This window comes from Polyangiaceae bacterium, from assembly GCA_020633235.1.
Lineage (GTDB): Bacteria > Myxococcota_A > Polyangia > Polyangiales > Polyangiaceae > JACKEA01.
Genome location: JACKEA010000006.1, coordinates 271,913 through 295,258 on the forward strand (window position 1 = coordinate 271,913; position 23,346 = coordinate 295,258).

At 67.6% G+C, this 23,346-nt stretch carries 23 protein-coding genes and 1 pseudogene; 13 read left to right on the forward strand and 11 right to left on the reverse strand.

Going from position 1 to position 23,346, the window contains the following annotated elements:
- Positions 1-6: 6 nt before the first annotated feature.
- Complete coding sequence (locus H6717_30975; protein MCB9581494.1) at positions 7-696, reverse strand: MBL fold metallo-hydrolase; 690 nt, start codon at positions 694-696, stop codon at positions 7-9.
- A gap of 204 nt (positions 697-900) precedes the next feature.
- Here H6717_30975 and H6717_30980 point away from each other — a divergent pair, with 204 nt between their 5' ends.
- The 3 genes and pseudogenes from H6717_30980 to H6717_30990 all read left to right on the forward strand — a co-directional run bounded on the left by H6717_30980 (position 901) and on the right by H6717_30990 (position 2,752).
- Entirely contained in the window at positions 901-1,332 is a 432-nt protein-coding gene (locus H6717_30980) for a YeeE/YedE family protein (protein MCB9581495.1), read from the forward strand.
- 8 nt (positions 1,333-1,340) lie between these two features.
- Positions 1,341-1,730 (forward strand): annotated as a pseudogene (locus tag H6717_30985) (YeeE/YedE family protein).
- 116 nt (positions 1,731-1,846) lie between these two features.
- Complete coding sequence (locus H6717_30990) at positions 1,847-2,752, forward strand: sulfite exporter TauE/SafE family protein (protein MCB9581496.1); 906 nt, start codon at positions 1,847-1,849, stop codon at positions 2,750-2,752.
- Positions 2,753-2,920: 168 nt separating this feature from the next.
- Here H6717_30990 and H6717_30995 read toward each other — a convergent pair whose 3' ends face one another.
- The 6 genes from H6717_30995 to H6717_31020 all read right to left on the reverse strand — a co-directional run bounded on the left by H6717_30995 (position 2,921) and on the right by H6717_31020 (position 6,368).
- Entirely contained in the window at positions 2,921-3,478 is a 558-nt protein-coding gene (locus H6717_30995; GenBank protein MCB9581497.1) for a hypothetical protein, read from the reverse strand.
- Entirely contained in the window at positions 3,478-3,702 is a 225-nt protein-coding gene (locus H6717_31000) for a hypothetical protein (GenBank protein ID MCB9581498.1), read from the reverse strand. Before H6717_31000 ends, H6717_30995 begins: the two co-directional genes overlap by 1 nt.
- A 128-nt stretch (positions 3,703-3,830) precedes the next feature.
- Positions 3,831-4,352 carry a Smr/MutS family protein gene (locus H6717_31005; protein MCB9581499.1) on the reverse strand — a complete coding sequence of 174 codons (522 nt, stop codon included), beginning with the start codon at positions 4,350-4,352 and terminating at the stop codon, positions 3,831-3,833.
- 29 nt (positions 4,353-4,381) lie between these two features.
- Positions 4,382-4,738, reverse strand: coding sequence for a DUF1304 domain-containing protein (locus H6717_31010; protein ID MCB9581500.1), 357 nt, complete (start codon positions 4,736-4,738; stop codon positions 4,382-4,384).
- Positions 4,739-4,761: 23 nt separating this feature from the next.
- The gene (locus H6717_31015; GenBank protein ID MCB9581501.1) at positions 4,762-5,304 is read right to left on the reverse strand and encodes a TetR/AcrR family transcriptional regulator; all 543 of its coding nucleotides are present in this window, start codon (positions 5,302-5,304) and stop codon (positions 4,762-4,764) included.
- 20 nt (positions 5,305-5,324) lie between these two features.
- Positions 5,325-6,368 carry an HDOD domain-containing protein gene (locus H6717_31020; protein ID MCB9581502.1) on the reverse strand — a complete coding sequence of 348 codons (1,044 nt, stop codon included), beginning with the start codon at positions 6,366-6,368 and terminating at the stop codon, positions 5,325-5,327.
- An 18-nt stretch (positions 6,369-6,386) separates the two neighbouring features.
- Between H6717_31020 and H6717_31025 the strand changes: the two genes are divergently transcribed.
- Positions 6,387-7,043 (forward strand): hypothetical protein, encoded by a 657-nt coding sequence (locus H6717_31025; GenBank protein MCB9581503.1) that lies wholly within the window; start codon positions 6,387-6,389, stop codon positions 7,041-7,043.
- Between the two features lie 2 nt (positions 7,044-7,045).
- On the opposite strand, the gene H6717_31030 is transcribed toward H6717_31025, so the two are convergent.
- A complete protein-coding gene (locus H6717_31030) occupies positions 7,046-7,786 on the reverse strand; it encodes a hypothetical protein (protein MCB9581504.1) in 741 nt (246 codons plus the stop codon).
- 253 nt (positions 7,787-8,039) lie between these two features.
- Here H6717_31030 and H6717_31035 point away from each other — a divergent pair, with 253 nt between their 5' ends.
- Complete coding sequence (locus H6717_31035) at positions 8,040-9,779, forward strand: PAS domain S-box protein (protein MCB9581505.1); 1,740 nt, start codon at positions 8,040-8,042, stop codon at positions 9,777-9,779.
- Here H6717_31035 and H6717_31040 read toward each other — a convergent pair.
- The gene (locus H6717_31040; GenBank protein MCB9581506.1) at positions 9,769-10,833 is read right to left on the reverse strand and encodes a hypothetical protein; all 1,065 of its coding nucleotides are present in this window, start codon (positions 10,831-10,833) and stop codon (positions 9,769-9,771) included. The genes H6717_31035 and H6717_31040 overlap by 11 nt on opposite strands.
- 143 nt (positions 10,834-10,976) lie before the next feature.
- On the opposite strand from H6717_31040, the gene H6717_31045 reads away from it, so the two are divergent.
- The 5 genes from H6717_31045 to H6717_31065 are packed head-to-tail and all read left to right on the forward strand — an operon-like array spanning position 10,977 to position 17,251.
- Positions 10,977-11,669, forward strand: a complete 693-nt coding sequence (locus H6717_31045; protein ID MCB9581507.1) for an ABC transporter ATP-binding protein — start codon at positions 10,977-10,979, stop codon at positions 11,667-11,669.
- Positions 11,666-12,811 carry an efflux RND transporter periplasmic adaptor subunit gene (locus tag H6717_31050; GenBank protein MCB9581508.1) on the forward strand — a complete coding sequence of 382 codons (1,146 nt, stop codon included), beginning with the start codon at positions 11,666-11,668 and terminating at the stop codon, positions 12,809-12,811. The genes H6717_31045 and H6717_31050 overlap by 4 nt, the downstream gene beginning before the upstream one ends.
- Positions 12,808-14,031, forward strand: a complete 1,224-nt coding sequence (locus H6717_31055; GenBank protein MCB9581509.1) for an ABC transporter permease — start codon at positions 12,808-12,810, stop codon at positions 14,029-14,031. The genes H6717_31050 and H6717_31055 overlap by 4 nt, the downstream gene beginning before the upstream one ends.
- The gene (locus tag H6717_31060; protein ID MCB9581510.1) at positions 14,028-15,245 is read left to right on the forward strand and encodes an ABC transporter permease; all 1,218 of its coding nucleotides are present in this window, start codon (positions 14,028-14,030) and stop codon (positions 15,243-15,245) included. The genes H6717_31055 and H6717_31060 overlap by 4 nt, the downstream gene beginning before the upstream one ends.
- Positions 15,246-15,262: 17 nt before the next feature.
- Positions 15,263-17,251, forward strand: coding sequence for a sulfatase-like hydrolase/transferase (locus tag H6717_31065; protein ID MCB9581511.1), 1,989 nt, complete (start codon positions 15,263-15,265; stop codon positions 17,249-17,251).
- Here the strand turns inward: H6717_31065 and H6717_31070 are convergent.
- A complete protein-coding gene (locus tag H6717_31070) occupies positions 17,238-19,223 on the reverse strand; it encodes a hypothetical protein (GenBank protein MCB9581512.1) in 1,986 nt (661 codons plus the stop codon). The two genes, H6717_31065 and H6717_31070, sit on opposite strands and share 14 nt — an antisense overlap.
- Before the next feature lie 276 nt (positions 19,224-19,499).
- On the opposite strand from H6717_31070, the gene H6717_31075 reads away from it, so the two are divergent.
- Together H6717_31075 and hydA are read left to right on the forward strand one after the other, a co-directional pair.
- Complete coding sequence (locus H6717_31075; GenBank protein ID MCB9581513.1) at positions 19,500-20,255, forward strand: AgmX/PglI C-terminal domain-containing protein; 756 nt, start codon at positions 19,500-19,502, stop codon at positions 20,253-20,255.
- Positions 20,256-20,270: 15 nt separating this feature from the next.
- Positions 20,271-21,662, forward strand: a complete 1,392-nt coding sequence (gene hydA / locus H6717_31080) for a dihydropyrimidinase (protein ID MCB9581514.1) — start codon at positions 20,271-20,273, stop codon at positions 21,660-21,662.
- On the opposite strand, the gene H6717_31085 is transcribed toward hydA, so the two are convergent.
- A complete protein-coding gene (locus H6717_31085) occupies positions 21,652-21,999 on the reverse strand; it encodes a hypothetical protein (protein ID MCB9581515.1) in 348 nt (115 codons plus the stop codon). The genes hydA and H6717_31085 overlap by 11 nt on opposite strands.
- A 123-nt stretch (positions 22,000-22,122) precedes the next feature.
- On the opposite strand from H6717_31085, the gene thrC reads away from it, so the two are divergent.
- Positions 22,123-23,346 (forward strand): threonine synthase, encoded by a 1,224-nt coding sequence (gene thrC / locus H6717_31090; GenBank protein MCB9581516.1) that lies wholly within the window; start codon positions 22,123-22,125, stop codon positions 23,344-23,346.

Consider the following 23,346-nt stretch of genomic DNA (forward strand, 5'->3'; position numbering starts at 1 on the left):
TTCCGGTCAATTCAGCGTGCTTTGGCCGCAGGCGCGATTGGCGGGGACTGCGACGTCGATCTTCTTGGGGTTGGGCAGCCCGAGGTTCTGCATCAAATCGATGAAGGTCGTCTCGTTCTTGCCGGCCACCCGTGGGTTCAAGAGCTTCTCTTCGTGGATGGTGGACATCGTCATGCCCTTGTAGTCGTGGCCGGGCCACACCCGGGTTTCGTCGGGCAGAGCGAAGAGCACCTTGGTCAAGGAGTGCCACAGCGTCTTGGGATCGCCATTCTGGAAGTCCGTGCGGCCGGTGCCGCGGATCAGGAGCGCATCACCGGTGAACACGTTGTCACCCACGCGGTAGCTCAAGCTGTCGTCCGTGTGTCCGGGAGTCTCCAGCACCTCGACGCGCACCTCGCCCAGCTCGATCACGTCACCGTGCTTCACCTTCTTGTCGACGCAGTCAGCGCCCAGGGGAGAGCCGACGGTGGTCGCCCCCGTGCGCTCCCGGAGCACGCCGCTGGCCGTCACGTGGTCCGCGTGCACGTGGGTGTCGAGCACGTAGGCGAGCTCGAGGCCGAGCTCGGAGATCACCCGCAAGTCGCGATCCACTTGTTCGAGCACGGGATCGATCAGTAGGGCGCGCTTCGTCTTGGGGTCGGCGACGAGATACGTATAGGTGGACGATTCCTTGTCGAAGAGCTGTCGGAAAATCATGGTTCGTTTCTCCCGCCAGCCCTCGTTGCAGTGCACGTGCCATCCGCATTTGTCGCGAGAGTTGACCGTCTCTGAAACCGCCTGAAACGGCGATCGAAACGTTCCGCTGCGGAATGTAACGGCCGCACCCCCGGCAATCCCGCAAGAAGCGCGGCGGATCGCCGGTCCATGGTCGTGGCACGGGCCCTGCACTGGGGCTGCCGCATGGACACCTTCACTCCCTTTGCGTCGCTCCTCGGCGGCGTGCTGATCGGCCTTTCGGCCTCGGCAATGCTGTTCCTTCACGGACGCATCGCCGGCATCAGCGGCATCGCCGGCGGCCTCGTGAACCCGAAGCGTGGGGACACCGCGTGGCGGCTCTACTTCATCGGCGGCCTCGTTGCCGCGGGCATCATCGCTGCGCTGCTCGCGCCCAGTCAGTTCCAGGTCGGCATCGAGCGCTCCAGCTGGGCAGTGGCCATCGCCGGCTTGCTGGTGGGCTTCGGTTCTCGCCTGGGTAGCGGCTGCACCAGCGGCCACGGCGTGTGCGGCATCACGCGCTTCTCGCCGCGTTCCTTGATCGCGACGGCAACGTTCATGACGACCGGCGCCATCGCCGCCTTCGTCGTGGGTCATCTGTTCGGAGGTTCGGTCTGATGCACGGCATGCGCATTGTCACGATGTTCGGCTCGGGCCTGGTGTTCGGCCTGGGTCTGGTGGTCGCGGGCATGACTCAGCCCGCAAAGGTGGTCGGCTTCCTGGACTTCACCGGCAAGTGGGATCCCAGTCTCGCCTTCGTGATGGTCGGCGCCATCCTGGTGCACTGGGTGCTCTACCGCTTCATCCTGCATTGGCCGAGCCCCATCTTCGCGAGCGACTTCGGCATTCCGAAACGCCGCGACATCGACAAGCGCTTGGTGCTCGGCTCGGCGGTGTTCGGCCTGGGCTGGGGTCTCGCGGGCTACTGCCCGGGGCCGGGGCTCGTGAGCCTGGGCTCGCTGGGCGCCAAGTCCTTCGTGTTCGTCGCCACCATGCTCACTGGAATGCTGTTGTTTTCGGCTTTCGACAGCTGGCGCCAGAAGAAGCCCGAAGCCGAGAAGAAACCTGCTCCCCGCATCGACCTGATGGATGCCGGAAGCATCGACGCCTGAGCCTCAAAGGAACGAAAACGATGTTGATTGTTGCTCTTCTTCTCTCGATTCTGATCGGCGTCTCGCTCGGCGTCCTCGGCGGTGGTGGCTCCATCCTCACCGTTCCCATTCTCGTCTACGCCATCGGCATGCCGCCCAAGCAAGCCATCGCCACCTCGCTGTTCGTGGTCGCGGTGACCAGCGCGGCCGGCATGATCAGCCACGCGCGAGCCGGCCGCGTTCGCTGGCGCACCGGCGTCATCTTCGGCATGGCCGGAATGTCGGGCGCCTACGCTGGTGGACGCATCGCGCAGTACATTCCCGGCAACTGGTTGCTCATCGCCTTCGGCCTGATGATGGTTGCGACCGCAATCGCGATGCTCCGCCCCAAGAAGAAGGCGGCCAAGGCCGAGGCGGCACCGGCGGACGACAAGCGCGAGCTGCCGATCTTCCGCGTGCTGCTCGACGGCGTCATCGTCGGTCTGGTCACGGGCTTGGTGGGCGCCGGCGGCGGCTTCCTGGTGGTTCCCGCGCTCGCGCTCTTGGGCGGCCTGCCCATGGGCGTGGCCGTTGGCACCTCGCTCCTGGTCATCTCCATGAAGAGCGCTGCGGGCTTCGTTGGCTACATGCACAGCGTTCCGGTCGACTGGACCATGGCGCTGATCGTGAGCGGCGCGGCCATCGTGGGCAGCCTCATCGGCGGCAAGCTCGCGGGCAAGATGTCCCAGGAAACCCTGCGCAAGTCCTTCGGCTGGTTCGTGGTGGTGATGGCCATCTTCGTCCTCGGCAAGCAGCTGCCGGCGGGGTTCGTGTCGAACCTCTTCGCCAGTGGTCTCGGCTGGGCGCTCGTGGGCGCGGTGGCGCTGGCCATCGGCGGCACCGTTGCCTACCGCTTCCTCGCGGCTCGGCGGGGCGACGCGGAAGAGGTGCTGCCCGCCGCCGAATAGTCTTCGTTGCTCCCTCCCGCGCGCGGTCCGTCCCATCCGGGGCGGACCGCGTTTCTTCTGTTTGTCGGTTCGCCGCGGTGCCGGCGCGCCCTCGGGGAACGGGTCGGGCACGGAGAACGGACACAGGAGATCGGGCGCAACACCAGCGTGGCCTGGTGGCACGACGAGTCAATGCTTGGCCTTGGCCCTCGCGCTCCTTAGGCGCTCACTCACTTCATTGCTTTCGATGCTGGCGTCGAGCCTTTCAGCCCATTGACTCACGTAGTTCAGGTCGAGTGGCGTGACTTGTAGGAGCGCCACTAGATCGTCCAAGTCACGTGGACGATCGGAGAATGCTTTCAACACGGCCACGTCCTCGGCACTGGCAAGCCAAGTATCGTGCTCGCCCAACCGAGCTTGCTTTCGCCTGTCGAGGATCGACTTGCCGAGCGGACCCACCGCGTTGAACATGTCGATGAAGACACCCGTTGCAACGTGTCGAGAGCGGAAAACCCCGAAATTTTCTAGCTCTTCTGCCATGGCCGGAACATCGAAACCAGCGGAGCGAAGTTCCACGACAAGGTCGTTCTCATGTCCTTCCAGATCGACCCAAAGGTCGGCGTCACGCGTAGCGCGCGGAACGGCCCAGGCGCTCACCGCCAACCCACCCACCAGGGCGTAGCGTAGCCCGAGATCGTGCAGGACCTGGAGCGCGGCTCCGAGCGCCTCGTGCAGTCCAGGTTGCATCAACGGCCCACGGGGTAGCGGCGTGCCTTCTCGCCGAGGTCTGCCGGAGGCGACGTGACCCAAGCGGCCCCCACGGACTTGGCAAGCTCGCGCGCGATGTCGCTCAGCTCCAGTGCCTGCGTCAACCGCTCCGAAGGGGTGGTGTGCTTCGCCTCGCGCACACGGAGCTCATACTCTTCATCCTTTCGCTCGGACAGGCGTCGGATCCGCTGAAGCTGGCTCACCACCTGAGTATACCGGCTGTGTCGCGCTGCGGGCCAGGTCCTCTGAACAAGATTGGGGGCTGCAGCTATGACGACACAACATGCCCGTGCAGTAATCGCGCCGCACCAACAAGAGAAACGAGGGGATGCTACTTGGAACGACGCAGCAGCACGACGAAGGCGCCGCTGCCGCCGAGCACGCCGGGGGCCGAGCAGAAGGCGAGCACTCGGTGCGATAGCGTCTCGCTGAGCAGCGTGATCATTTCGTCGCGCAGGACGGGGCCGCGCGCGCCGGAGTGCAGGCCGCGGCCGAACACCACGAGCACGCTGCGCTGGCCGCGGCTGTGGGCATCCTGCAGGAACTTGGCGACGGTGCGGCGCGCGTCCGCGGCGACGCTTCCGTGCACGTCCACGCTGGAAACGGGGCGCGGCTGCCCGCGGCTCAGCTGCGTGAGGCGGCGTTTGTCGAGGCCTTCGGTGTAGCCTCGGGCCCACTCCACGCCACGTTCCACGATCAGTGGCGGCAGCGTCGAGCTCTCGAGCTCGGAGCGCGATGGCGGTGCCGCGGGTGCGTCGGGCTCCGGTACTCGGGCGGGCTTGTCGGGCAGCGGCTTCACGTCGGGCGCGAGGTCCCGAAAGCTGTCTCGTTTGCGCGCTGCCACACGAGACATTTCACCAACGGCCCGCGCTTCCGCAAGCGTCAAGCTACGGCGAGCGTCACCAGCATCGCGATCACCGCCGGAGCGGCCTGCAAGAGCAGGATCGTCTTCTTCGCGGTGAAGCCCCCGTAGATCCCCACCACCACCACGAAGGCCAGCACGGCGAGGGTGGCGGAGCTGTCCCCGCGGAACGCGAACCAGAGCAGCAACGCGGCGAGCGCGCCGTTGTACACGCCCTGGTTTTGCGCCAGGACCTTGGTCGTTTCGGCCTGCTCGGACGTCTGGCCGAAGATGCGACGGCCGGTGGGCGTGGTCCACAGCACCGCTTCGAGCACCATGAAACCCACGTGGGCGACGGCGACCACGACGACGGCGGCCAGGGCGGGGAGCGGAAGCATGGGTGGCATTCTTGAGCGATCACTCAAGAATGCGCAAGCCCGATGGCGAAAAGCACGCGATCCGCCGCGCGGCGCAGCTGGCGCGGGGAGGCGCCCGCCCGGGCGAGGACGTGGATGCCGGCCACCGAGGCCGCCAGCAGGGCCGCGTCGGCCTGCGCCTGGCGCTTGCCACGGGCGGCGAGGCAGCGCGCGAAGAACGTCTCCATGGCCGTCAGCTTGTCGGCGACCAGCTTCTGGGACGCGTCGTCCAGCTGGGCCGTTTCCATGGCGGAGGCCACCAATAGGCAGCCACGAGGTGTGCGCTTGGGGCTCACGATCGCATCGAGCCAAGCGATGATGGCGTCCTCGCTCGGATTCCGGGGTAGGCCTTGAGTCGCCAGGTAGCGCTCCAAGGATTTGCGGAAGCACTCCTCCTTGCTGCCGAAGGCTCCGTAGAAGCTCCCCGGCTGGATGTGCATCGCCTCGCACAGCTCCCGCACGGAGGTCGCGGAGTAGCCGCGGGTCCAGAAGACCTTGACCGCGGCGTCCAAGGCGGCTTCGAGGTCGAAATCGCGAGGGCGAGGCACCCGGTCTGAATACCAGAGGTTCACAGACTGGTCAGCGCGTCTCGGCGCGCCTGCGCGAGCTTCGGCCACATGGCGACGAGGATGTCACGAGAAAGGCTCGCGTAGGACGCCTCACCGGAACGAGCGAGCTCGTCGGCGAAGTCCTCGTCCAGCTCCGGATTCTTGCGCAGCTGATACTCCACGCTGTTGGCCAAGCGCATCAGCGCCACCGTGAGCCCCACGCTGCCGCCTTCTTGATAGGCGCGGCCGGGTTGGTGGTGCCAGGCCACGGCCCGTCCAATCTCCGCCGGTAGCTGCCAGTAGTGCAGTAAGTGGCCTCCGAGCACTGCGTGGTCCCAACCGACGATCATCCGCTCCATCACGTGGACGCGGTCGGGAACTTCCAGCACGGACGGCGATGCCTCGTAGTTCAGCTCCTTGGACTGCAGCGCGAACAGCTTGCCCACGTCGGACAAGAGCCCTGCTGCAAACGCGGTGTCGAGGCACTGGCTGCCCCACTCCGTGGCCAAGGTGTGGGTCATCGCCGCCACCGCCACGCAATGGTCGCGCACCACGCTGGCAACGCCGGCCGCGTCCTCGAACATCCCCAGCGCCGCCGCGCTCAACACCAGCTGACCGGTCTGCCGGAAGCCCAGGCGCACCACCGCCTCGCTCACCGTGGCGCACGGGCTCCGGCCTGCGAAGATCACCGAGTTAGCCACCTGCAGCAGGCGCGAGCTGAGCGCCAGGTCGTGCTCCAGCACCCGCGTGACGCGCTCCACCGGCGTTTCCGGGTGAGCCAGTAGCCCCATCGCTTCGGACGCCGTCTTGGGAAAGGGTTTCAGGGCCAAGCTCCGGCCCAGAGCCGCCGCGAAGGAGCCCGACGCTTCACTCAGGGTGCGCTCGGGGTCGGGGTCCCCGAACCACAGCTGCTCGACCACGGACTGAGCGAGCTCATCGGAGACTCTTGGCGCCGGTTTGGCAGGGGCCGGGATGGGAAGGGGCGGAGGAATGGCCATGCACTGGGAGAACGGCCGCTCGGGCGGGGGCTTGAGCCAAGGGCGGGTGGCCAGGGCGCGTCCCATGGTTAGGTTCGAACACTGATGCTGGAACGTGGCTACCTCACCATCGGTCGACTTCGGGGCATTCCCATCCGCCTGCACTGGACCATTCCTCTCGGTGCGTTGCTGTTTTCCGGCTTCACCTTCGCGCCGGCGTTCTGGGTCGGCTTCTTCCTCTTGGTCCTCATCCACGAGCTGGGCCACGCCACCGTGGTCCGCGCCTACGGTCACCAAGTCCTGAAGGTGGACGTGACGGGCTTCGGCGGCATGTGCCACTGGTTCGGCAACGCCAGCCGCATGGAGCGCGGGGCCATCGCTTGGGGCGGCGTCCTCGCGCAGCTCGCGCTGTTGGGGGTGAGCGTGGCCGTGCTGGCGCTCACGGGGGGAGCGCATTCTCGCTGGAGCCTCGAGCTCGCCAGCGTGTTCGTGCGCACCAACGTTTGGATCATGCTCTTGAATCTGTTGCCCATCCCACCGCTGGATGGCGCGGAGGCTTGGCGCTTCGTGGCGGATCTGATTCGGGGCAATCCGTTCCCGCGTCCCCGTTGGCTGCGACGACGCCCTCCAACGCGGCCGTCTCCTCCCCCCTGGCAAGCGCCTCCCCCCGCCAAGACTGAAGAGGATGCCGCGGCAGCGCGGAAGCTCGCGGAAGCCCTGCGCGACATTGGCGACGCCGCAGGCCGCGCGCGGCGGAACTGACGTCAGAGTGCCTGAAGCCCGTAGGGCGGCGACGCGTTGACGAGCACGTTGGCTCGGCACTTCGCGTGCACTGGCACGAACTTCACGCCGTCCTTGTGCGCCGTCAGGGTGTACTCGCCTTCCGGCACGTTCAAGAACACGACGCCGCCGTCCTCCGAAGACTCGGTCAGTGTCCGGTCCGGAATCACGTTGGCGTTGAAATAGATGGGGCCGCTCGTCGCGTCCACCGCGGGCTCGATGGTAACGGTGGCGCCGGCCTCACCGTGGGCGCCCGAATCGTAGATGGATTTGCCGACCCGCGTGATGGTGCTGACGATCTGGCAGCGCTTTGGGTCCGGTGTGATCTTCAGCCCGGAGGCGAGGATGTCGAACAACGTCTGGTTCGGCACCTGGAACGTCACCTTTTCCAGGTCACCGCGCGGGAGCGTGAAACTCTTGGTCTGCGCCTCGGGAAAATCTTGCGCCACGAGGACGAAGGTGGCCGTTTGCCCGGACATCAAACCATCGAGCTCGAAGTGGCCGTTGGTGTCGGTGACGGTGCTCACGTCCGGAGCTTCCAGCACGCTGAGGGTGCCGCCATCGATGTGTCCGTAGGGATTTCCGGGCAAAGTGAAGGCGAAGGCGTCACCGGATACGTGGACCGGGATGGGCTCCGGTGGCTTTGCGCCATCGTCGCTGCTGGAGCACGCCAAGGTGCACATCAAAGGGATCAGGGCGGTGCTGCGGATGCGTACCGAGACCATTGCCGGAGTCTGTCGGAGTCCCGGGCCCGTGTCGACGTCTCTTGATGAGACGGACGCAACCTTTTCGTGTGGTCGGGAGTGGGAGTACGCCCGACCGAAGTTGCGGGATGGCTCAATCCTCCCTGCGGACGCGTATATGATGGACGCTTAGAGATCTGTGCCCTCCATCCCGGTGAACAACAACGCACGTGAGAGTGCCTCGACCCCACGCCCCGTCAGCGGTGTGGAGGTGCGGTCGTCCGGTACGTTCTCCATGCCGGCGATCGACGACACGCCCGTCATCACCGGGCCGCGGCTGCGGCAAGCAATCGCGCGACAGAGAAGCCGCAACGCGCGCGTGCTCTCGTGGGTTCGTGCTGTTGGTGCTGTCGCCCTGGCGGCGGTGTTCGTGGTCTATCGAAACGTGTCGGAGTGGCAAGACGGGGTGTGGCTCGCCGCGCCCTATGCGTGCATCGCCATCGCCTTGGCGGTCGACGCCCAGCTGAGCGAGGCAGGCACGCGGCGTTCGTGGCGGGCGGTTCCGCTGCTGGACGTTCCGGTCATCGCCGGACTGGAGTTGCTGTTCGTTCGATTTGCTCCCAATCCGTCGGCCCTCATCAACTTCAACTCCGCGACGCTCCTCTTGTGCGTGTTGGGGGTTGCACTTTCGCTGAGCCTTCGCTTGACGGTTCTCACGGCCGTCGAAGCTGCGGCAGTGCACGTCGCGCTCCAGGTTCACACTGACTCGCCACTGCGCCACTTGGCCGTGACAGGGGTTCTATTCCTGCTCGGCGCTGCTCTTGGCGTGGTCTTTTCGGTGGCGCAAACTCGCCTGCTCAAGGACAGCGAGCTTCAAAAAGCGGCGCGACGTCAAACGCAAGACCGCCTTCACGAATCCGAGGATGGCTTCCTGAACCTCTTGGATCGGCTGCCGGATGCAGTGCTCGGCTGCCAAGATGGACTGGTAGTGTTCGCGAATCAGCGCGCGGCGGTCTTGTTCGGGTTCGACGACGTGAGCGAGCTCCACGGGCTGAATCCCGACGATTGGACCCATCCAGAGGACGTGGACATCGCCAGCAAGCTACCGCGGGCGAGCTTTGCGTCCGTTCATCCGCGAGACATCCGAGTCCGGAAGCGAGACGGGACCGAGCTGCCGGTGGAGGTGCGCACGGCGTGGCGCCTGATGAACGGGTACCCGACGGCCATCGCCGTGTACCGCGATCTTTCCGAGCGCAGGCGGTCGCAGGCTCAGCTGATCGCGGCCGATCGGCTGGCGGCCATGGGTGCTTTGGCGGCGGGCGTCGGACACGAGATGAACAACCCGCTGAACGCGCTCGCGCTGAACGTGGATCTCGCGGAGGAACAGGTCGCGGAGCTCGCGCAGGCCGGCGTCGACGTGGGGGAAGCCGACGAAGCCTTGCGAGACGCACGTTTGGCCATCGACCACTTGAAGACGATCGTGCGGGACCTCGGCACGTTCTCCCGTGCCGACGAAGCACGGGTCGAGCCGGTGGACATTCGGAGCGTGATCGATTCCACGCTGCGGTTGGCGGCGGCGGACCTGCGACACCGAGCTCGAATCGACAAGCGGTTCCAAGAGGTGTCCTTCGTGGCCGCCAACCCGGCGCGGCTAGGGCAGGTGTTCCTGAACCTGATCGTGAACGCGCTTCAGGCGATGCCGGAGGGGCGCACCGAGGACAACCAGATCGTCATCAGCGTGTACCAGGCGGAATATCAGGTAGTAGCCGAGGTTCACGACAATGGGCCGGGCGTTCCGCCCGAGCAGCTCGAGCGGATCTTCGAGCCCTTCTACACGACCAAACCTCCGGGCGAAGGCACGGGGCTCGGCTTGGCCGTGAGTCTGCGGTTGGTTCAGTCGTTCGGCGGCGAGCTGCGTTGCGAGAGCACGTTCGGAAAAGGAACCACGTTCTCCGTGACGCTGCCCGCGACGGTGGCCCGCCCCTCGCATCGGCCCCGGGTGGAACCCTCCGGCCCGTTCCCGATCATTCGCTGATGTCTTTGCAGCAGCGAAAACCGAGGTGGTAGTTCATGTGGCTCATGGGGTCGTCCACGCGAGTGGCGTGCCACGCTGGTGCCCGCCAGCGGCAGTCGTCCTCGTGAGCCTCCTCGCGTAGGAAGATGAACCAACTGCCCTTCATCTCGGTCTCGCCGAGCCCACCGCGGCTGCCCAGGTCTTCAGGCTTCATCGGCAAGCTCATGTGCTCCGCGGCGTTGCCGTGCTGGTCGTACACGCCGAAGGAGCTCACGCACTTGGGGAAGGCGCCCGCCGGGTAGGTGTTGCTGCCGCAGGTCTCCCAGCCGCCGCCGTTGCACTTGCGGCTCTTGTGAGACGCCGTCGCGCACAGCGCGTGGTTCTTCTCGGGACCGTACGCCCACACCTTCTGGCGGTCCTTGTTCTTGAAGTACCACATCTCCATGCGCCGAGGGCGGTCCCACAGGTACTCGTCTTCGGCCTTGCGCAGCTCTCCTGCACAAGCGCCTTCCCACTCGTGGGCGTCACATAGACGCTTGCCGACGGCGCGGCACATGTCCGACGCCTGCTTCGCGCTGGCGTACACCGTGGGGTACTCGCAGGGGATGTCCGGGAACTCGTACTGATCGATGCACACCGGCGTGACGCCGGCGTCGGGCTTTCCCGTGACCGGAACCATGTAGCGCGCCTTGCACACCGACTCCTTCTTCGCGAGCTCGGCCAGCGCCTTGGGGGACTCGAGGCCCGCATCCTTTCGAATGCGGTAGCACTCGGAGCGCTTCATCGGATGCTCGCTGATGTCGGGGTTGCCTTCGCTGATCACTCGCGAGTCGCCGATGATCTCTCGCAGAGCGGCGATTTCCTTGTCGCCGTAGCCGAGCTCCTTGCGCATGCGGGCGTACATCCGCTCGCGCTCCTCGTGGGCGTTCTTGCCTATTTCGTCGCCGGGGGGGCTCAGCGGGGCGCGCGGGGGGGAGGGGGCGGCGTCCGGCGCTTCGGCAGAAGCGCTGGGCGGCGTCGCCGCGGACGCGGCGGCGGCCGGCGGGCGGTGGCGGGTGTGGCGCGCAGGCGCCACGCCACGGCACCGACCACCAGGCCGGCACCGACGACCACTCCGAGCAGGGCGATCCGCGCTTTCACGACGGGGAACCTTAGCTGCTTGGCCGGCTTTCGGCACCACGATGAAATAACGCCCGAGCCGCCGTCGAAGAGCCGGGCATGAGGCAGACGCTCGTGGAATTCGAGGGGCTCGGCCGGAGCTATCCGTCCGGGGAAGGCTGGGTGCACGCGCTCGAGGGCATCGATCTCCGGGTCGGCCGTGGCGAGCTGATGGCCATTACCGGCGCGTCCGGCTCGGGCAAGTCCACGGCCCTGAACATCATGGGCACCTTGGACACGCCCAGCAGGGGTCAGTACCGCCTGGACGGCATGCCGGTGGAAGGGCTCGAGGACGGGGAGCTGGCGCTGCTTCGGAACCGGAAGATCGGCTTCGTCTTCCAGGCGTTTCACCTGCTGCCGGGCTCCACGGCGCTGGAGAACGTCGAATTGCCGATGATCTACGCGGGCCTGTCACCCCGCGAGCGTCGCGAACGGGCCCACCGGGCTCTGGAGAAGGTGGGCCTGGGAGACCGGACCGCGCATCGTCCGAATCAGCTGTCCGGTGGGCAGCAGCAACGCGTGGCGATCGCTCGCGCCATCGTGAACGAGCCCCTGCTGCTGTTGGCGGACGAGCCGACGGGGGCGCTGGATTCCAGCACCACGCGGGAGATCCTCGAGCTGTTTCGTGACTTGAGCGAGCAAGGGGTGACGCTCGTGATCGTCACCCACGATCCCAATGTCGCGGCGTTCGCGGCGCGCGTCGTCGAGTTCTCCGACGGTCGCATCGTGCAGGACACGGGGAGGGCGGCATGAGCGACTCGACTCATCCGGTGACCGTTCCCGCGCGCAGGCGGTCGCGACGCAAGCTCGGCTGGGTGCTGCTGCTGGCCGTGCCCGCCCTCGCCTTCGGCGTCTGGCGCGCCACGCGCTCGGGCGAAAAGCCGGTGGACCCGGCATTGGTCGTCACCGCCGCGCGGGCGCCCCTGGCCGTCGAGGTCGTGGACGTCGGGCGCATCGAGGCGGTGGATACCGTGGAGCTCGCGTCGCGCGTGCCGGGACGCGTGCTCGAGGTGTTGGTGGACGAGGGCGACCGGGTGAAAGCGGGTCAGCTCCTGGTGCGCCTCGACGGGCGCGAAGCGAAACGCGAGCTTTCCCGCGCGGGCGCGGAGCTCGCCCGAGCGAAGGCGCGGCGCGCCTTCGCTCGGAGCGAGGCGAAGCGCAAAGGGCGGGGGGCCGCGCAGGGCATCGTTTCCGCGGTGGACCGACAAACAGCGGAACAGGAAGCAAAGCTCGCTGGCTTGGACGCGAGCCTGGCCGCCGTCGCGGTGCGCCAGGCTCGGGACCAGCTGAAGGACACGGAGCTCGTGGCTCCCATCACCGGAACCGTGACTCGGCGTTCGATCGAGCCGGGGGAGATGGTCAAGCCCGGTGTGCAGTCGTCGTTCGAGTCCGTGGCGCTGCTCACCATCGCGGACTTGTCGCGTTTGGTGGTCAAGACGGAGCTCAATCAGATTGACGTTGCCAAGGTGAAGCTCGGGCAGCGCGTGAAGCTCTCGTTGGATGCGCTGCCGGGAGAGACCTTCGCGGCGCGCGTGACCAAGATTGCACCGGCCAGCGTGCGCCCTGCCGGCAAGGACCTGGACGTGTTCCCCGTGGAGGCCGAGCTCATCACGGCGGACGCCAGGATCAAGCCGGGCATGACTGCGGACGTTCGCATCTCCATCGAGGACAAGCCCAGTGTGGTGGCGCTGCCGCTGGAGTCGGTGCGGCGCGATGGCAAGCAGACCTTCGTCACGCGGCTGGTGGGCGACAAGGAGCACGAGCACACCGAGCGGGTGACGGTGGTCTTGGGCTCCGAGAACGACCACCAGGTGGAGATCGTATCCGGCGTCGGGGAAGGGGACCGCGTGGTGCTGGATCCGCCTTCGGCCGACGAAAACCAGACGAAAATCTGATGCTCGCGGCGCACTTGAGAGTCGCCGCATCGGCGCTTTCCGCTCGAGCCGGGCGTTCCCTGCTCACGGTTTCGAGCATCACCTTGGGCACCCTCGCGATCGTGTTGATGACCTCGCTGGCGGGGAGCGGCCTCGAGACGTTGATGCGCGGCATCGAAGAGCTCGGCGCTGCGCGCATGCTGTTGCTCTCGCCCAAGACGCCGGAGCGGGCGGAAGATCGCGCGGCGAAGCCTCGACCCTTCACGCCGGAAGAGCGTGACGCCCTGGTCGCGGGTGTGCCTCATCTCCGCAGCTCGTCCCTGTGGGCGTCGGTGCGAGGGCGCGAAGCCGTGAGCGATGGGGGCAAGACGGTACGTACGGACCTGGTGGCGGCGGATCCGGACTTCTTCGAGGTGATGCACATGGCGGTGGCGCGGGGTCGTGCGCTTTCGGCGGTGGACGAAGCCGCTGCGGCGCCGGTGTGCGTGGTTGGCCCCGAGCTCGCGAAGAAGGTCTGGCAGGACGGCGCGATCGGACATCGCCTTGCCCTGGGGACGCTCCGCTGCCGGGTGGTGGGGGAGCTCGCGAAGAACTCGCGATTCGGAACCAACTTCGGCTTCGACTGGGACGACGTGGTGGTGGTTCCGTTTCGCCTGGGCCGGGAGCACGACCCGGAGATTGCCGCGGGCGCATTGATCACGTTGGAGACGGACGCCCCGGAGTCCAACGACATCGTCTTGCGGGTGGTGAACGCGCGGCTCGCGGCTCGCCGCCGCGGCATCGACGACTTCACGTTCTACGACCTGTCGAGCGTGGTGACGAAGTTCCGCACGACCTTCGCTCTGATGCAGGCGCTCGTGGGTCTGGTGGCGGGCATCGCCCTCGTGATCGGTGGCGTGGGCGTGATGAACATGATGCTGGTGAGCGTGAGCGAGCGGGTTTGCGAGATCGGCGTGCGCAAGGCCTTGGGCGCCAGCGCACAGGCGATACGAACCCAGTTCGTCGTCGAGGCAGCCCTGTTGTCCACCACCGGCGGCACCCTGGGCGTCGTCATCGGCGTGCTCGCATCTTTGGGGGCAGGCGTCGTCCTGCGGCACCTGCTGCCGACCTGGGTTGCGGTGGTATCTACCGGTGCGGCCCTGACCGCGTTCTCGTCCGCCGTCGTCATCGGGCTGGTGTTCGGCTGGCTCCCCGCCCGCCGTGCGGCGCGACTGTCTCCCGTGGAGGCCATGCGGCGATGAGCTTCATCGAGATCACGCGGACGCTCCGCTCCCTGACTCAGGCGCCCGGGCGCCTGTTCTTGACACTGCTCGGCATCGTCATCGGCAGCGCGGCGATCGTGCTGGTGATGAGCTTGCTCGAGGGCGGTAAGAGCGCGTTGATTCGAACCAACCAAGGCGTGACGGGCGCGGACTTGGTCGTGGTTTCTGGCAAGCGCCTGCCGGAGCGGGCGCGCCTCTTGGGCCGTCCGGAGCTTTCCCGAGCGGACGGAACGGCGCTGGCGAAGACTCGGCTCTTGCAGGACCGCAGCGTCCATGCGGACGCCAGCCGGGACACCCGCGCGTACTTTCGCGGCAAGAACAAGCGCGTGCGGGTGGTGAGCGGCAACCCTCGCGTCGCGGAGCTGTATCGCGTCGAGACCGCGAAGGGGCGCTTCTTGGTGGCGTCGGATCTGGTTCAACGCCGCCGGGTGTGTGTGGTGGGCGACGAGATCTACGAAGAGCTGCTGCGCCGGGCGCCCCTCGATCGCGAGCTGGCGCTGTCGATCGACGGAACGCGCTGGCAGATCGTCGGCGTGCTGAAGAAGAAGCCGATGATCGGTTCCACCACGGGAACCTGGGTGTGGGGGCGCAAGGTCGTCGTGCCGGAAACGAGCTACGACCTCCGCTACGCCCCCGAGCACGGCGCGGACCGACTCATCGTGCGCGCCGGGACGCGCGTTCGAGCCGTGCGCAGCACGATTCGCGCGCTCGTCTCGCATCTGCACGCCGGCGCGGAGAACTTCGAGCTCGACGATCCCAGTGGCGCCAAGCAAGAGGAGCTGATCCTCTCCGTCATCGGGCTCCTGCTCCTGGGGACGGGCGTCTTGGCGCTGTTCGTGGGTGGCATCAACGTGATGAACGTGATGCTGGTGCGGGTGACGGAGCGGACCCGGGAGATCGGATTGCGCCGGGCTCTGGGCGCCACGCGGGGGAGCATCCTGAGGTTGTTCCTGGCCGAATCCGTGCTGCTGTCCGGGGTCGGCGGGTTCTTGGGCGTGCTCCTGGGCAGCGGTCTTGCGGCCCTTTGCGCCCTCGGCCTGTCACAGGTCTTTGGCAGCTTTCCGATCCAGGTGTCGAGCCTCTCGCTGCTGCTGGGAGCGGGGCTGTCCCTGGTGACGGGGGTGGTGTTCGGCGTATTGCCGGCGTGGCGTGCGGCGAAGTTGGATCCGGTGGTCGCCCTCAGGGTGGAGTGATATGCCGCGCGGAACAGGTGACTTCAAGCTCGAGTGAGAAGCAATCCTCCGACGTCGAGGAGAAAACACGGCCCACCACGTCCGTGCGCGCCCGCCGCTTCTTCGCCAACGTGCGCGGTGCCATCGTGTTTTCGCTCGGCCTCGCCGCCGTGGACTTCGTGCTCCGCTTGGGCGCCGTCGGATATCAGAACCCTCGCCGCTGGGAGGCCAAGGAAGTCGGGCTCTATGCCCTCGGCTTGCTGTGGTCCTTGTTCACTTGGATGCTCTTCTCTCGGCTGCTTCTTCGGCTCCGAGGGCGTCCACGGTTGGCTCTGGGCCTGCGCATCGCGACGGCTTTCGTCGCCGCGCTCTTGTTCTCCCTGAGCTTCGCCTACCTGAAGAACTTCGATCAGTCTCCGAGCTGGCAGGTGTTGAAGTTCGCCGTAGCCGAACCGAAGTGGCTCATTCGTCTCGGCTCTTGGGGGCTCAAGGCGAGGGACCTGCTCGCCTTCGCGATCACCGCGGCGGCCGCGTTCTGGCTCTTGGCACCAGCGAAGAGCGCGATCCTCCGCCGTCCTCGTCCCATCCTGCGCTGGGTCCGGAACTTGTCCTACGTCGCCCTCGGTGTCGTCGTGCTCGGAGTTCCAGGGTTTCAGTCGCCGCTGCCGGTCGACACCAACGCCGCTGCCGCCGTGGTGCAGTTCGCCATTGCCCAGAGCCAGAGCCGGCGCCATCTCGTGGCTCCGGTGCGGCCCCCCATCCCCAAGCGAGACCCCAATGGGCGGCCCAACGTGCTGGTCTTCGTGCACGAGTCCCTGCGGGCGGATGCCGTCTTTCCGGGTCTCGACTACGCGAACACCAAGCTCGATCCCAAGAAGATCTCCCCCTATCAGTCGTCGATTCCGGAGCGGCAGGAGGAGGGCTTTTTCTTCTTTCCGTACGCCCGCACCAACTCCACCGCGACGGAGTCCAGCGTGCCCAGCATCGTGTCGGGCATCGATCCGGGCGGTCCGGCGGACGCCTACGGGCGTGCTCAGTCCCTGTGGTCCGTGGGCAAGGTGTTCGGTGCCCGGACGTTCCTGTTCGCTGCCGAGGCCTACTCCTGGTCGCATTTCGACGAGTTCTTCATCGACAAGAACGTCGACCAGGTGCTGACGGGCACGGAGCTCTCGGAAGCAGTGCCCATCGGAAGCACCGCTGCCGACGACGGCGCCGTGGTCGACGCCGCCATCGGTCACCTGAAGAGTCTCGCGCAGACGCCCGGACCCTTCGTGGGTGCGATTCACTTCGACGCTACCCACCTTCCGGGGTGGGCCGGGCCCGGCACACCACCTTTCACCGGTGCCCCCGGGGATCCCGAGCGCTACGCGATGTCCATTCGCTACGTGGATGGCCTCGTAGAGCGCGTGATGAAAGCGCTGCACGAGACCGGGCTCGACCGAAACACGATCGTGCTGGCCACGTCGGATCATGGCGAGAACATCATCCCTCGACGCACGCCGGATCGCTTGGGCGCCTACTACGAGCCCACCGTGCGTATCCCGTTCTGGATCCGCGTCCCCCCGGAGCTTCTGAAGAAGCACCCTGCTTGGCAGAAGGAGCTCGAGGCCTGGCACGACAAGAACGTGCAGAACCTCGACTTCTTGCCGACCATTCGTGACTTCTTGAGCTTGGGGGACGAGCCGGAGCTCTTGCCGCCCCACATTCCGGGCCAGAGCCTGCTCCGGCCTCCACCGGTCGACAACCAGATCGCCGGGCAGAGCACCTGCGCCATCCGAGCATGGGCACTGGAGGGCTTCTACGCGGTGCGGGGTCGCACCAAGGTGATCGTCTCCAACGATCGCACCACGGCACAGATCTACGATCTGGACGCGGATCCCTTCGAGAAGAAGAACCTGTGGAAGGACGACGCTTGGAGAAAGCGCGTGATGCCTTGGTTGGAGCCCCTGGTGAGGGCGGGCGAGGGCCGCAGCGCCGTGTGTCGCCGCCTGGAACAGATCTGCCCGGTCAGCGTCACTGACAGGTGAGCGCCACGCCCCACAGGTCGGTCCGGCGCCCGTCCTTCACGCGATAGACAATCGTCACACTGGAGCCGTTGCTGGCGACGGCTCCGCGCTCCATGGAGATGGGGGTCTCGCGTTCGGTCAGGAATAGCGGAGCGCCAATGGGCTCGAGCTCCGACGACAGCACGCGCACCGTGAGCCGACCCGTGTCTCCGTCGATGAAGCTCACCAGCCACGAGCCGCCCGTCAACGTTGCCGCGCTAATCGCCACCGTGTCGCCGTCGGTGATCTTGGTGGGTTCCACCTTGGAGGGCGTGGCACCCGTCTTCACTCGGGCCGCAAGCGCTCTTCGCGGCCCGCCTTGGCGCTCCCGCGCCGTCACCAGCAGCAGCGCCGCGTCATCGCTGGCCGCCACCGTGGGCGCCCCGATGTCCGTGCCGGTCACGGACACTTCCGCGAGCTCGCTCTCCTTCTCTCCGCGCTCCGAGATCCAGCCGAACAGCACGAAAGGGTCTTGGACGCCGCGGCGGAAAGTGACGGCGAAGCGGTCCCCGCTCTTGGCGAAGCCGGGGTCGGTGATGTCCACGCCGCGGCCACCTTCCCACACCACTGCGGGCTCGGAGCCGGGCTCCCCGGGGCGCACGATGCCGAAGTAGTTGATCCCGAGGCGAAAGGGTGTGCTCGCGGGAACCGTGCGCACGGAACGCAGCCGTGGGTCGTCGTGGTCCACGGCGAAGCGCTTGCCCCCGAGCGGCGTGACGCGGAACACCGGGCGGGTGAAGTCCTCGTGATAGAGCGACGTGGCGGAAAGGTCCGAGCTCACGCTGACGCCCTCGGCGCCGAAGCGCGCGGACGCGAACCCGACGAGGGTGCGATCACCTTCGCTGCGAGCGGTGACGGGGGATAGGGGGAAGACGTCGCTGGCAATGCGTGTTGTCGCGTGTGCCACCCGGCAGCCCTTCAGGGTCTTCTCGACGACCGGAGCCGCAGACGCCGATGCCGTCGGTTCCGGTGCTGCGCTGGAAGCCGCGGCGCTGGGTTCAGTGGTCGGAGCCGGCACGCGCTCGCCTTCCCGCGATAGGAACCACAGCGCACCGCCAACCACTACGACGCCTGCGAGCAACACTGCGCCGATGGCCGCCGCGACCAGGGGCGCCTTCGATTTCTGCGCTGCCGGCGCCGGCGCTCCAGCCCACGCCGGCGGTGCGGAAGGCGCCGGTGGAGGTGGTGGCGGAGGCGCTGGCGCATCCGGAATTCCCCAGCCGGGAGCCGGTGGCGCTGCATACGGCACCGTGTCGGGTTCTACAGGGGATGTTGGTGCGGCGCGGGCCACGGGCGGCGCGAACGGCGAGGCCGGCATCGGCGGCGGCGCGCTCGCGGGCGCTGGCGGCGGCGCGGGGGACGACGCCACGAGTACCGGCGCTGCGGGCGCATCCGACGGCAACACGTCGGAGCGCGACACGCTGTGCAACGTGGTGGTCGGCACCGGCGGCGGGGACGGCGCGACGTCGGAGCGCGTCGCTCCGTGCAGGGTCGTCGTGGGCGGAGCTGGCGGCGCTTGCACTCGCGGCAGGGCCTCGCGGGCGGGCGCCGGCGGCGCGGACGCCCCGTAGCGCATCGTTCCCGGCGCAGCCTCGTCTGCACCCTCGCCCCCATAGCGCACGGTGCCTGGCGGCCGGGACGACGCGGGCGCTTTCTGCGGCGCGGGCACTTTGGACGGCTTCTCCACCCCGGTGCGCGTCCAAGGGATCGGGTACGGCTGCGTCGGTGCCGTGTGCTCGCTGTGGTCGAACGGCTCGAAGGCGCCCATCGTCGGCACGGTTCGGTCGTCGTGCTCGTGATCGTCGAGAGGTACCTCCATCGTTACCGTGGGCAGGTCGTGGACGGCCTCCACCAGGGTCGGCAGGTCGTCATAGGACTCGCGCTGAGGCTCGAAGGGCGTCCCCGACACCGTGGACTCGTCGTCGTGGGAGCTCGGCGGCGCGAGGTCCCGCATCGTCGGCTCCTCCGGCGCGGCCACGAACGCGGGCCTCCGCGACGACGGCGGCGGAGGCGGCGTCGGGCGACGTGGCGCCGAGGGCGGCGCCGGCCGCGGCGGCCGCGGCGGGGGAGGAGGACGTTGAGAGCTCGGCATTCGATGCCCGGACGACTGTAGCGCTCTCGGGGCGTAGGATTCACCTCGACGGGATTTCCGGGCGGAACTAGCGGTCTGCGCGCACTTCGGCCCATTGCTGGACGGGAACTCTCCACGCCCTTCGTTGTCAAAGGCCGCATGAGAGGCGGCCTGGCGCTGGTGAGTGTGACGTTCGTGGTGGGTTGCTCCGCGGGCCCTCCGCCGGCGGTTGCGCCAACGTCACCCTACGCGGCCCGGCACACCATGCGCACGTCACCCCCGGTCCAATCGGAGAACGACGCCGTCGAGCTTGCCCGACTCCATGCCGGTATCGAGGCCGCCCTCTCCCCCGTGGCCGTCGATGCACCAGCTCCGAGTCCGGAAGAGCTGACGCCCATCCCGCCTCTCGTCCGTGAGGTGCCCGTGAGTGCGTGGGTCGCCCCCGACCCCAACGTGCGCTTGCCGGCGGACGCCATTCGTCGAGTGGTGCGCCAGGCTGCCGGCAAGTTCCGCGGCTGTGCCCTCCAGCGTCATCCGGACGCCCACGGTCGCGTCGACGTGCGTTTCACCATTGGTCCCGATGGCGCCGTGTCCGTCGCGCGAGAGGAGAACGTGACCTTGCCGGATCGCGCGCTCCGGCGCTGCATCCTCGAGACGTTCTTCGAGCTTCGTTTCCCGGTGCCGCCGGGCCAAGTGATCGAGGTCAGCTATCCGCTGGTGTTCGCCGAGGGAGAGCGACCCGTCGAGCTGCGCGAGGCGGCACGGGTCGCACAGAAGCCGCCGCCGGGGTTCGAAGAGGCGTATCGCGCGGGCCGGCCCGTGCCGGGGCTCGCGCCGACCCGACATGAAAGCGAACAAAGCCCGAAACCGGCGTCGAGTTGTCCGTCGGGAGATCCCATGTGCCCGGAGCTGTGATGCTACCGTGAGCGCGTGAGCATCCTGATTCGGAATGGTCGCGTGGTGACCGCGGCGGACGACTACTTCGCCGACGTGTTGGTCGAGGGTGAGCAGGTCACGCGCATCGGCAAGAACCTGGAGGCCACGGCGGACGAAGTGATCGACGCTGCGGGCAAGCTGGTGATCCCCGGCGGCATCGACCCGCACACGCACCTGGACATGCCCGCCGGCAACGTGACCAGCGCCGACGACTTCGATACGGGGACGCTGGCTGCGGCTTTCGGCGGGACCACGACCATCATCGACTTTCCGACGCAAACGATCGGCAAGTCCATGCTCTCGGCGCTGGACGAGTGGCACGACAAGGCGAACGGCAAGGCGCACATCGACTACGCCTTCCACATGATCGTCTCGGATCTGCCGGAGAGCCGGCTGCCCGAGATGAACGAGCTGGTGGAGCTCGGGATCCCGTCCTTCAAGTTGTTCATGGCCTATCCCGGTCGCCTGTACTTGGACGACGGCGTGCTGTATCGCGCCTTCCGTCGGGCGGGGGAGCTCGGGGCGCGCATTCTGATGCACGCCGAGAACGGCATCGTGATCGACGAGATCGTGAAGGCGGCGGTGCGGGACGGAAAGGTCGGCCCGGAGTGGCACGCGCGCACGCGGCCCACGCGCATGGAAGCCGAAGCGGTGCATCGCTCCATCGCCATCGCGGAAGTGGCGGACGTTCCCTTGCACATCGTGCATCTTTCGAGCGCGGACGCGCTGGAAGAGGTGAAACGCGCGCGTGCGAGAAACCAGGACGTGCAGGCGGAAACCTGCCCGCAGTACCTGTTCTTGGACGACACGCTGTATGACAAGCCGAGCTTCGAGGCGGCCAAGTGGGTGATGACTCCGCCGCTGCGTGACAGGTCGAACCTGGAAGCACTGTGGCGCGGGCTCTCTTTTGGGCACCTGGCCATGGTCGCAACGGACCACTGTCCCTTCTGCTTCGCCGACAAGGAGCTGGGGCGCGGCGACTTCACCAAGATCCCGAACGGCGCTCCCGGAATCGAAAACCGAATGAGCCTCATCTACCAGGGCGTGGCGGCGGGGCGCTTCGACCTGAACCGCTTCGTGGAGCTCACGTCCACTGCCGCGGCGAAGAGTTTCGGCCTGTTTCCCAAGAAGGGCACCCTTGCCGTGGGCAGCGACGCCGACATCGTGATCTTCGATCCCGACAAGCGCTTGACCATCGGTGTGAACGAGAAAGCGACCCACCACATGCGCGTGGACTACAACCCTTACGAGGGCGTGGAGGTCGTGGGCTATCCGGAGACGGTGATCTCACGCGGGCGAGTGATCGTGGAGCGCGGCAGTCAGCGCACCAAGGGCGGTGGTCGCTTCGTTCCGCGGGCGCGCGTGGGCGAGCTGATCAGAGCGTGAGCACGCCGCCAGCTTCCGGAACTGACGCGCCCGCGTCTCGGGCGTCCGGCAGCGGTCGCGGCTCTTCACCCGAGCCCGACGGCGGGGCATTGGTGTTGTCGAAGCCGCCGTACGCGTTCGGGTCCTTCGCTTCGCGATCGTCGGCCTGGGCCTGCTTGTCGCCCCACTGATCTCCACCCCCGGCGCCGCCGTAGCCCGGCGTCGCGGTCACGCCGCCGTCGTCGCCGTAGTCCGTGTTGGTCTCGTCGTCGCTCGGCACCTCGGGCTGCGGATTGATGTCGCAGCTCGATAGGGCGAGCAGCCCTGCCAAGAGTAGCCAGCGATGACGTAAGCGCATGGAAGCCGAATCCCCGGCACAAAGGGCACCACACAAAGCCCCGGCGCGCAACTCGACGCTGTGTGAGTTCTACTGATGCTGAAACGGCGTGCAGTTCCAACCCCACGCCAGTAGAAGCCGAGCATGAGCTTCGTTGGCTACGCCTGCTCGCGCTGCGGCGGCCGCTTCACCCCGGAGCAAGCGACCTACCGCTGTCCCAAGGGCTGCGAGAACCTCGACGTGGTGCTGGATTTCTCGGCGGCTCAGAAGCAGGACATCAGCCAGAGCCGGGACCCCTCGCTCTGGCGCTACGCCCCGCTGCTGCCGGTGGAGGTGCCTCCGGACGAGGCGGGGCCCCTGCGCGGGGTGGGCGGGACGCCGCTCTACGCGGCGCCTCGCGGAGCGGCGCGACTCGGCCTCGGCCAGCTGTGGCTCAAGGACGAGGGCCGCATGCCGACGGGCTCGCTGAAGGACCGGGCCAGCGCGGTGGTGGTGCAGCGCGCCAAGGCCATCGGTGCGCCGCGGGTGATCACCGCGTCCACCGGCAATGCCGGCGTGGCCCTCGCAGCGATGGCACCCTGCGCGGGCGTGGAAGCGATCATCGTGGTGCCCGAGACCGCGCCTGCTGGCAAGCTCGCTCAGCTGGCGATCTTCGGCGCCCGGGTGGTGCTGGTCAAAGGCAGCTACGACGACGCCTTCGAGGTCAGCGACGCGGCCGCCCGGGAGCTCGGTTGGTACTGCCGCAACACCGCGCACAACCCGTTCACCGTCGAGGGCAAGAAGACCGTCGCCTTCGAGATCGCCGAGCAGCTCTCGTGGCGCGCGCCAGAGTGGGTGGTGGTGAGCGTGGGCGACGGCAACATCCTGGTCGGTGTGCACAAGGGCTTCCGCGAGCTGGTGGAAATCGGCTTCATCGACCGCATGCCCAAGATCCTCGGCGTCCAGGCCGAGGGCTCGTCGCCCATCGCGCGCGCCTTCGAGGCCGGCACCGACGTGATCGAGCCGGTGGTCACCCACACCCTGGCGGACAGCATCGCCGCGGGGAAGCCGGCGGACGGACCGCGCGCGCTTCGCGCCGTGCGCGACACCGAGGGCGCCTTCGTGATCGTGTCCGACGACGAGATCCTCGCCGCCATCGCCGCCTTGGGGGCGGACGCCGCGGTGTTCGCGGAGCCCGCGGCAGCCGCCGCCTACGCCGGCCTCGAGCGTGCGCGGGTCGGGGGCATCGTCCCCGCCGGCGCGGAGGTGGTGACCCTGGTCACCGGCAATGGCCTGAAGGACGTAGCTGCCGCCACCCGTGCCGCCCGCCACGTGGCGCCGGTCATCGATCCCACTCTCGATGCCCTGCGCGCCGCCCTCGGGGTGTAG

Bases quoted from the DNA above. Each gene is read 5' to 3' on its own strand.
- H6717_30975 (MCB9581494.1), bottom strand. From the start codon at position 696: ATGATTTTCCGACAGCTCTTCGACAAGGAATCGTCCACCTATACGTAT.
- H6717_30980 (MCB9581495.1), top strand. From the start codon at position 901: ATGGACACCTTCACTCCCTTTGCGTCGCTCCTCGGCGGCGTGCTGATC.
- H6717_30990 (MCB9581496.1), top strand. From the start codon at position 1,847: ATGTTGATTGTTGCTCTTCTTCTCTCGATTCTGATCGGCGTCTCGCTC.
- H6717_30995 (MCB9581497.1), bottom strand. From the start codon at position 3,478: ATGCAACCTGGACTGCACGAGGCGCTCGGAGCCGCGCTCCAGGTCCTG.
- H6717_31005 (MCB9581499.1), bottom strand. From the start codon at position 4,352: ATGTCTCGTGTGGCAGCGCGCAAACGAGACAGCTTTCGGGACCTCGCG.
- H6717_31010 (MCB9581500.1), bottom strand. From the start codon at position 4,738: ATGCTTCCGCTCCCCGCCCTGGCCGCCGTCGTCGTGGTCGCCGTCGCC.
- H6717_31020 (MCB9581502.1), bottom strand. From the start codon at position 6,368: ATGGGACGCGCCCTGGCCACCCGCCCTTGGCTCAAGCCCCCGCCCGAG.
- H6717_31025 (MCB9581503.1), top strand. From the start codon at position 6,387: ATGCTGGAACGTGGCTACCTCACCATCGGTCGACTTCGGGGCATTCCC.
- H6717_31030 (MCB9581504.1), bottom strand. From the start codon at position 7,786: ATGGTCTCGGTACGCATCCGCAGCACCGCCCTGATCCCTTTGATGTGC.
- H6717_31035 (MCB9581505.1), top strand. From the start codon at position 8,040: ATGCCGGCGATCGACGACACGCCCGTCATCACCGGGCCGCGGCTGCGG.
- H6717_31045 (MCB9581507.1), top strand. From the start codon at position 10,977: ATGAGGCAGACGCTCGTGGAATTCGAGGGGCTCGGCCGGAGCTATCCG.
- H6717_31050 (MCB9581508.1), top strand. From the start codon at position 11,666: ATGAGCGACTCGACTCATCCGGTGACCGTTCCCGCGCGCAGGCGGTCG.
- H6717_31060 (MCB9581510.1), top strand. From the start codon at position 14,028: ATGAGCTTCATCGAGATCACGCGGACGCTCCGCTCCCTGACTCAGGCG.
- H6717_31070 (MCB9581512.1), bottom strand. From the start codon at position 19,223: ATGCGGGACCTCGCGCCGCCGAGCTCCCACGACGACGAGTCCACGGTG.
- H6717_31075 (MCB9581513.1), top strand. From the start codon at position 19,500: ATGAGAGGCGGCCTGGCGCTGGTGAGTGTGACGTTCGTGGTGGGTTGC.
- H6717_31085 (MCB9581515.1), bottom strand. From the start codon at position 21,999: ATGCGCTTACGTCATCGCTGGCTACTCTTGGCAGGGCTGCTCGCCCTA.
- thrC (MCB9581516.1), top strand. From the start codon at position 22,123: ATGAGCTTCGTTGGCTACGCCTGCTCGCGCTGCGGCGGCCGCTTCACC.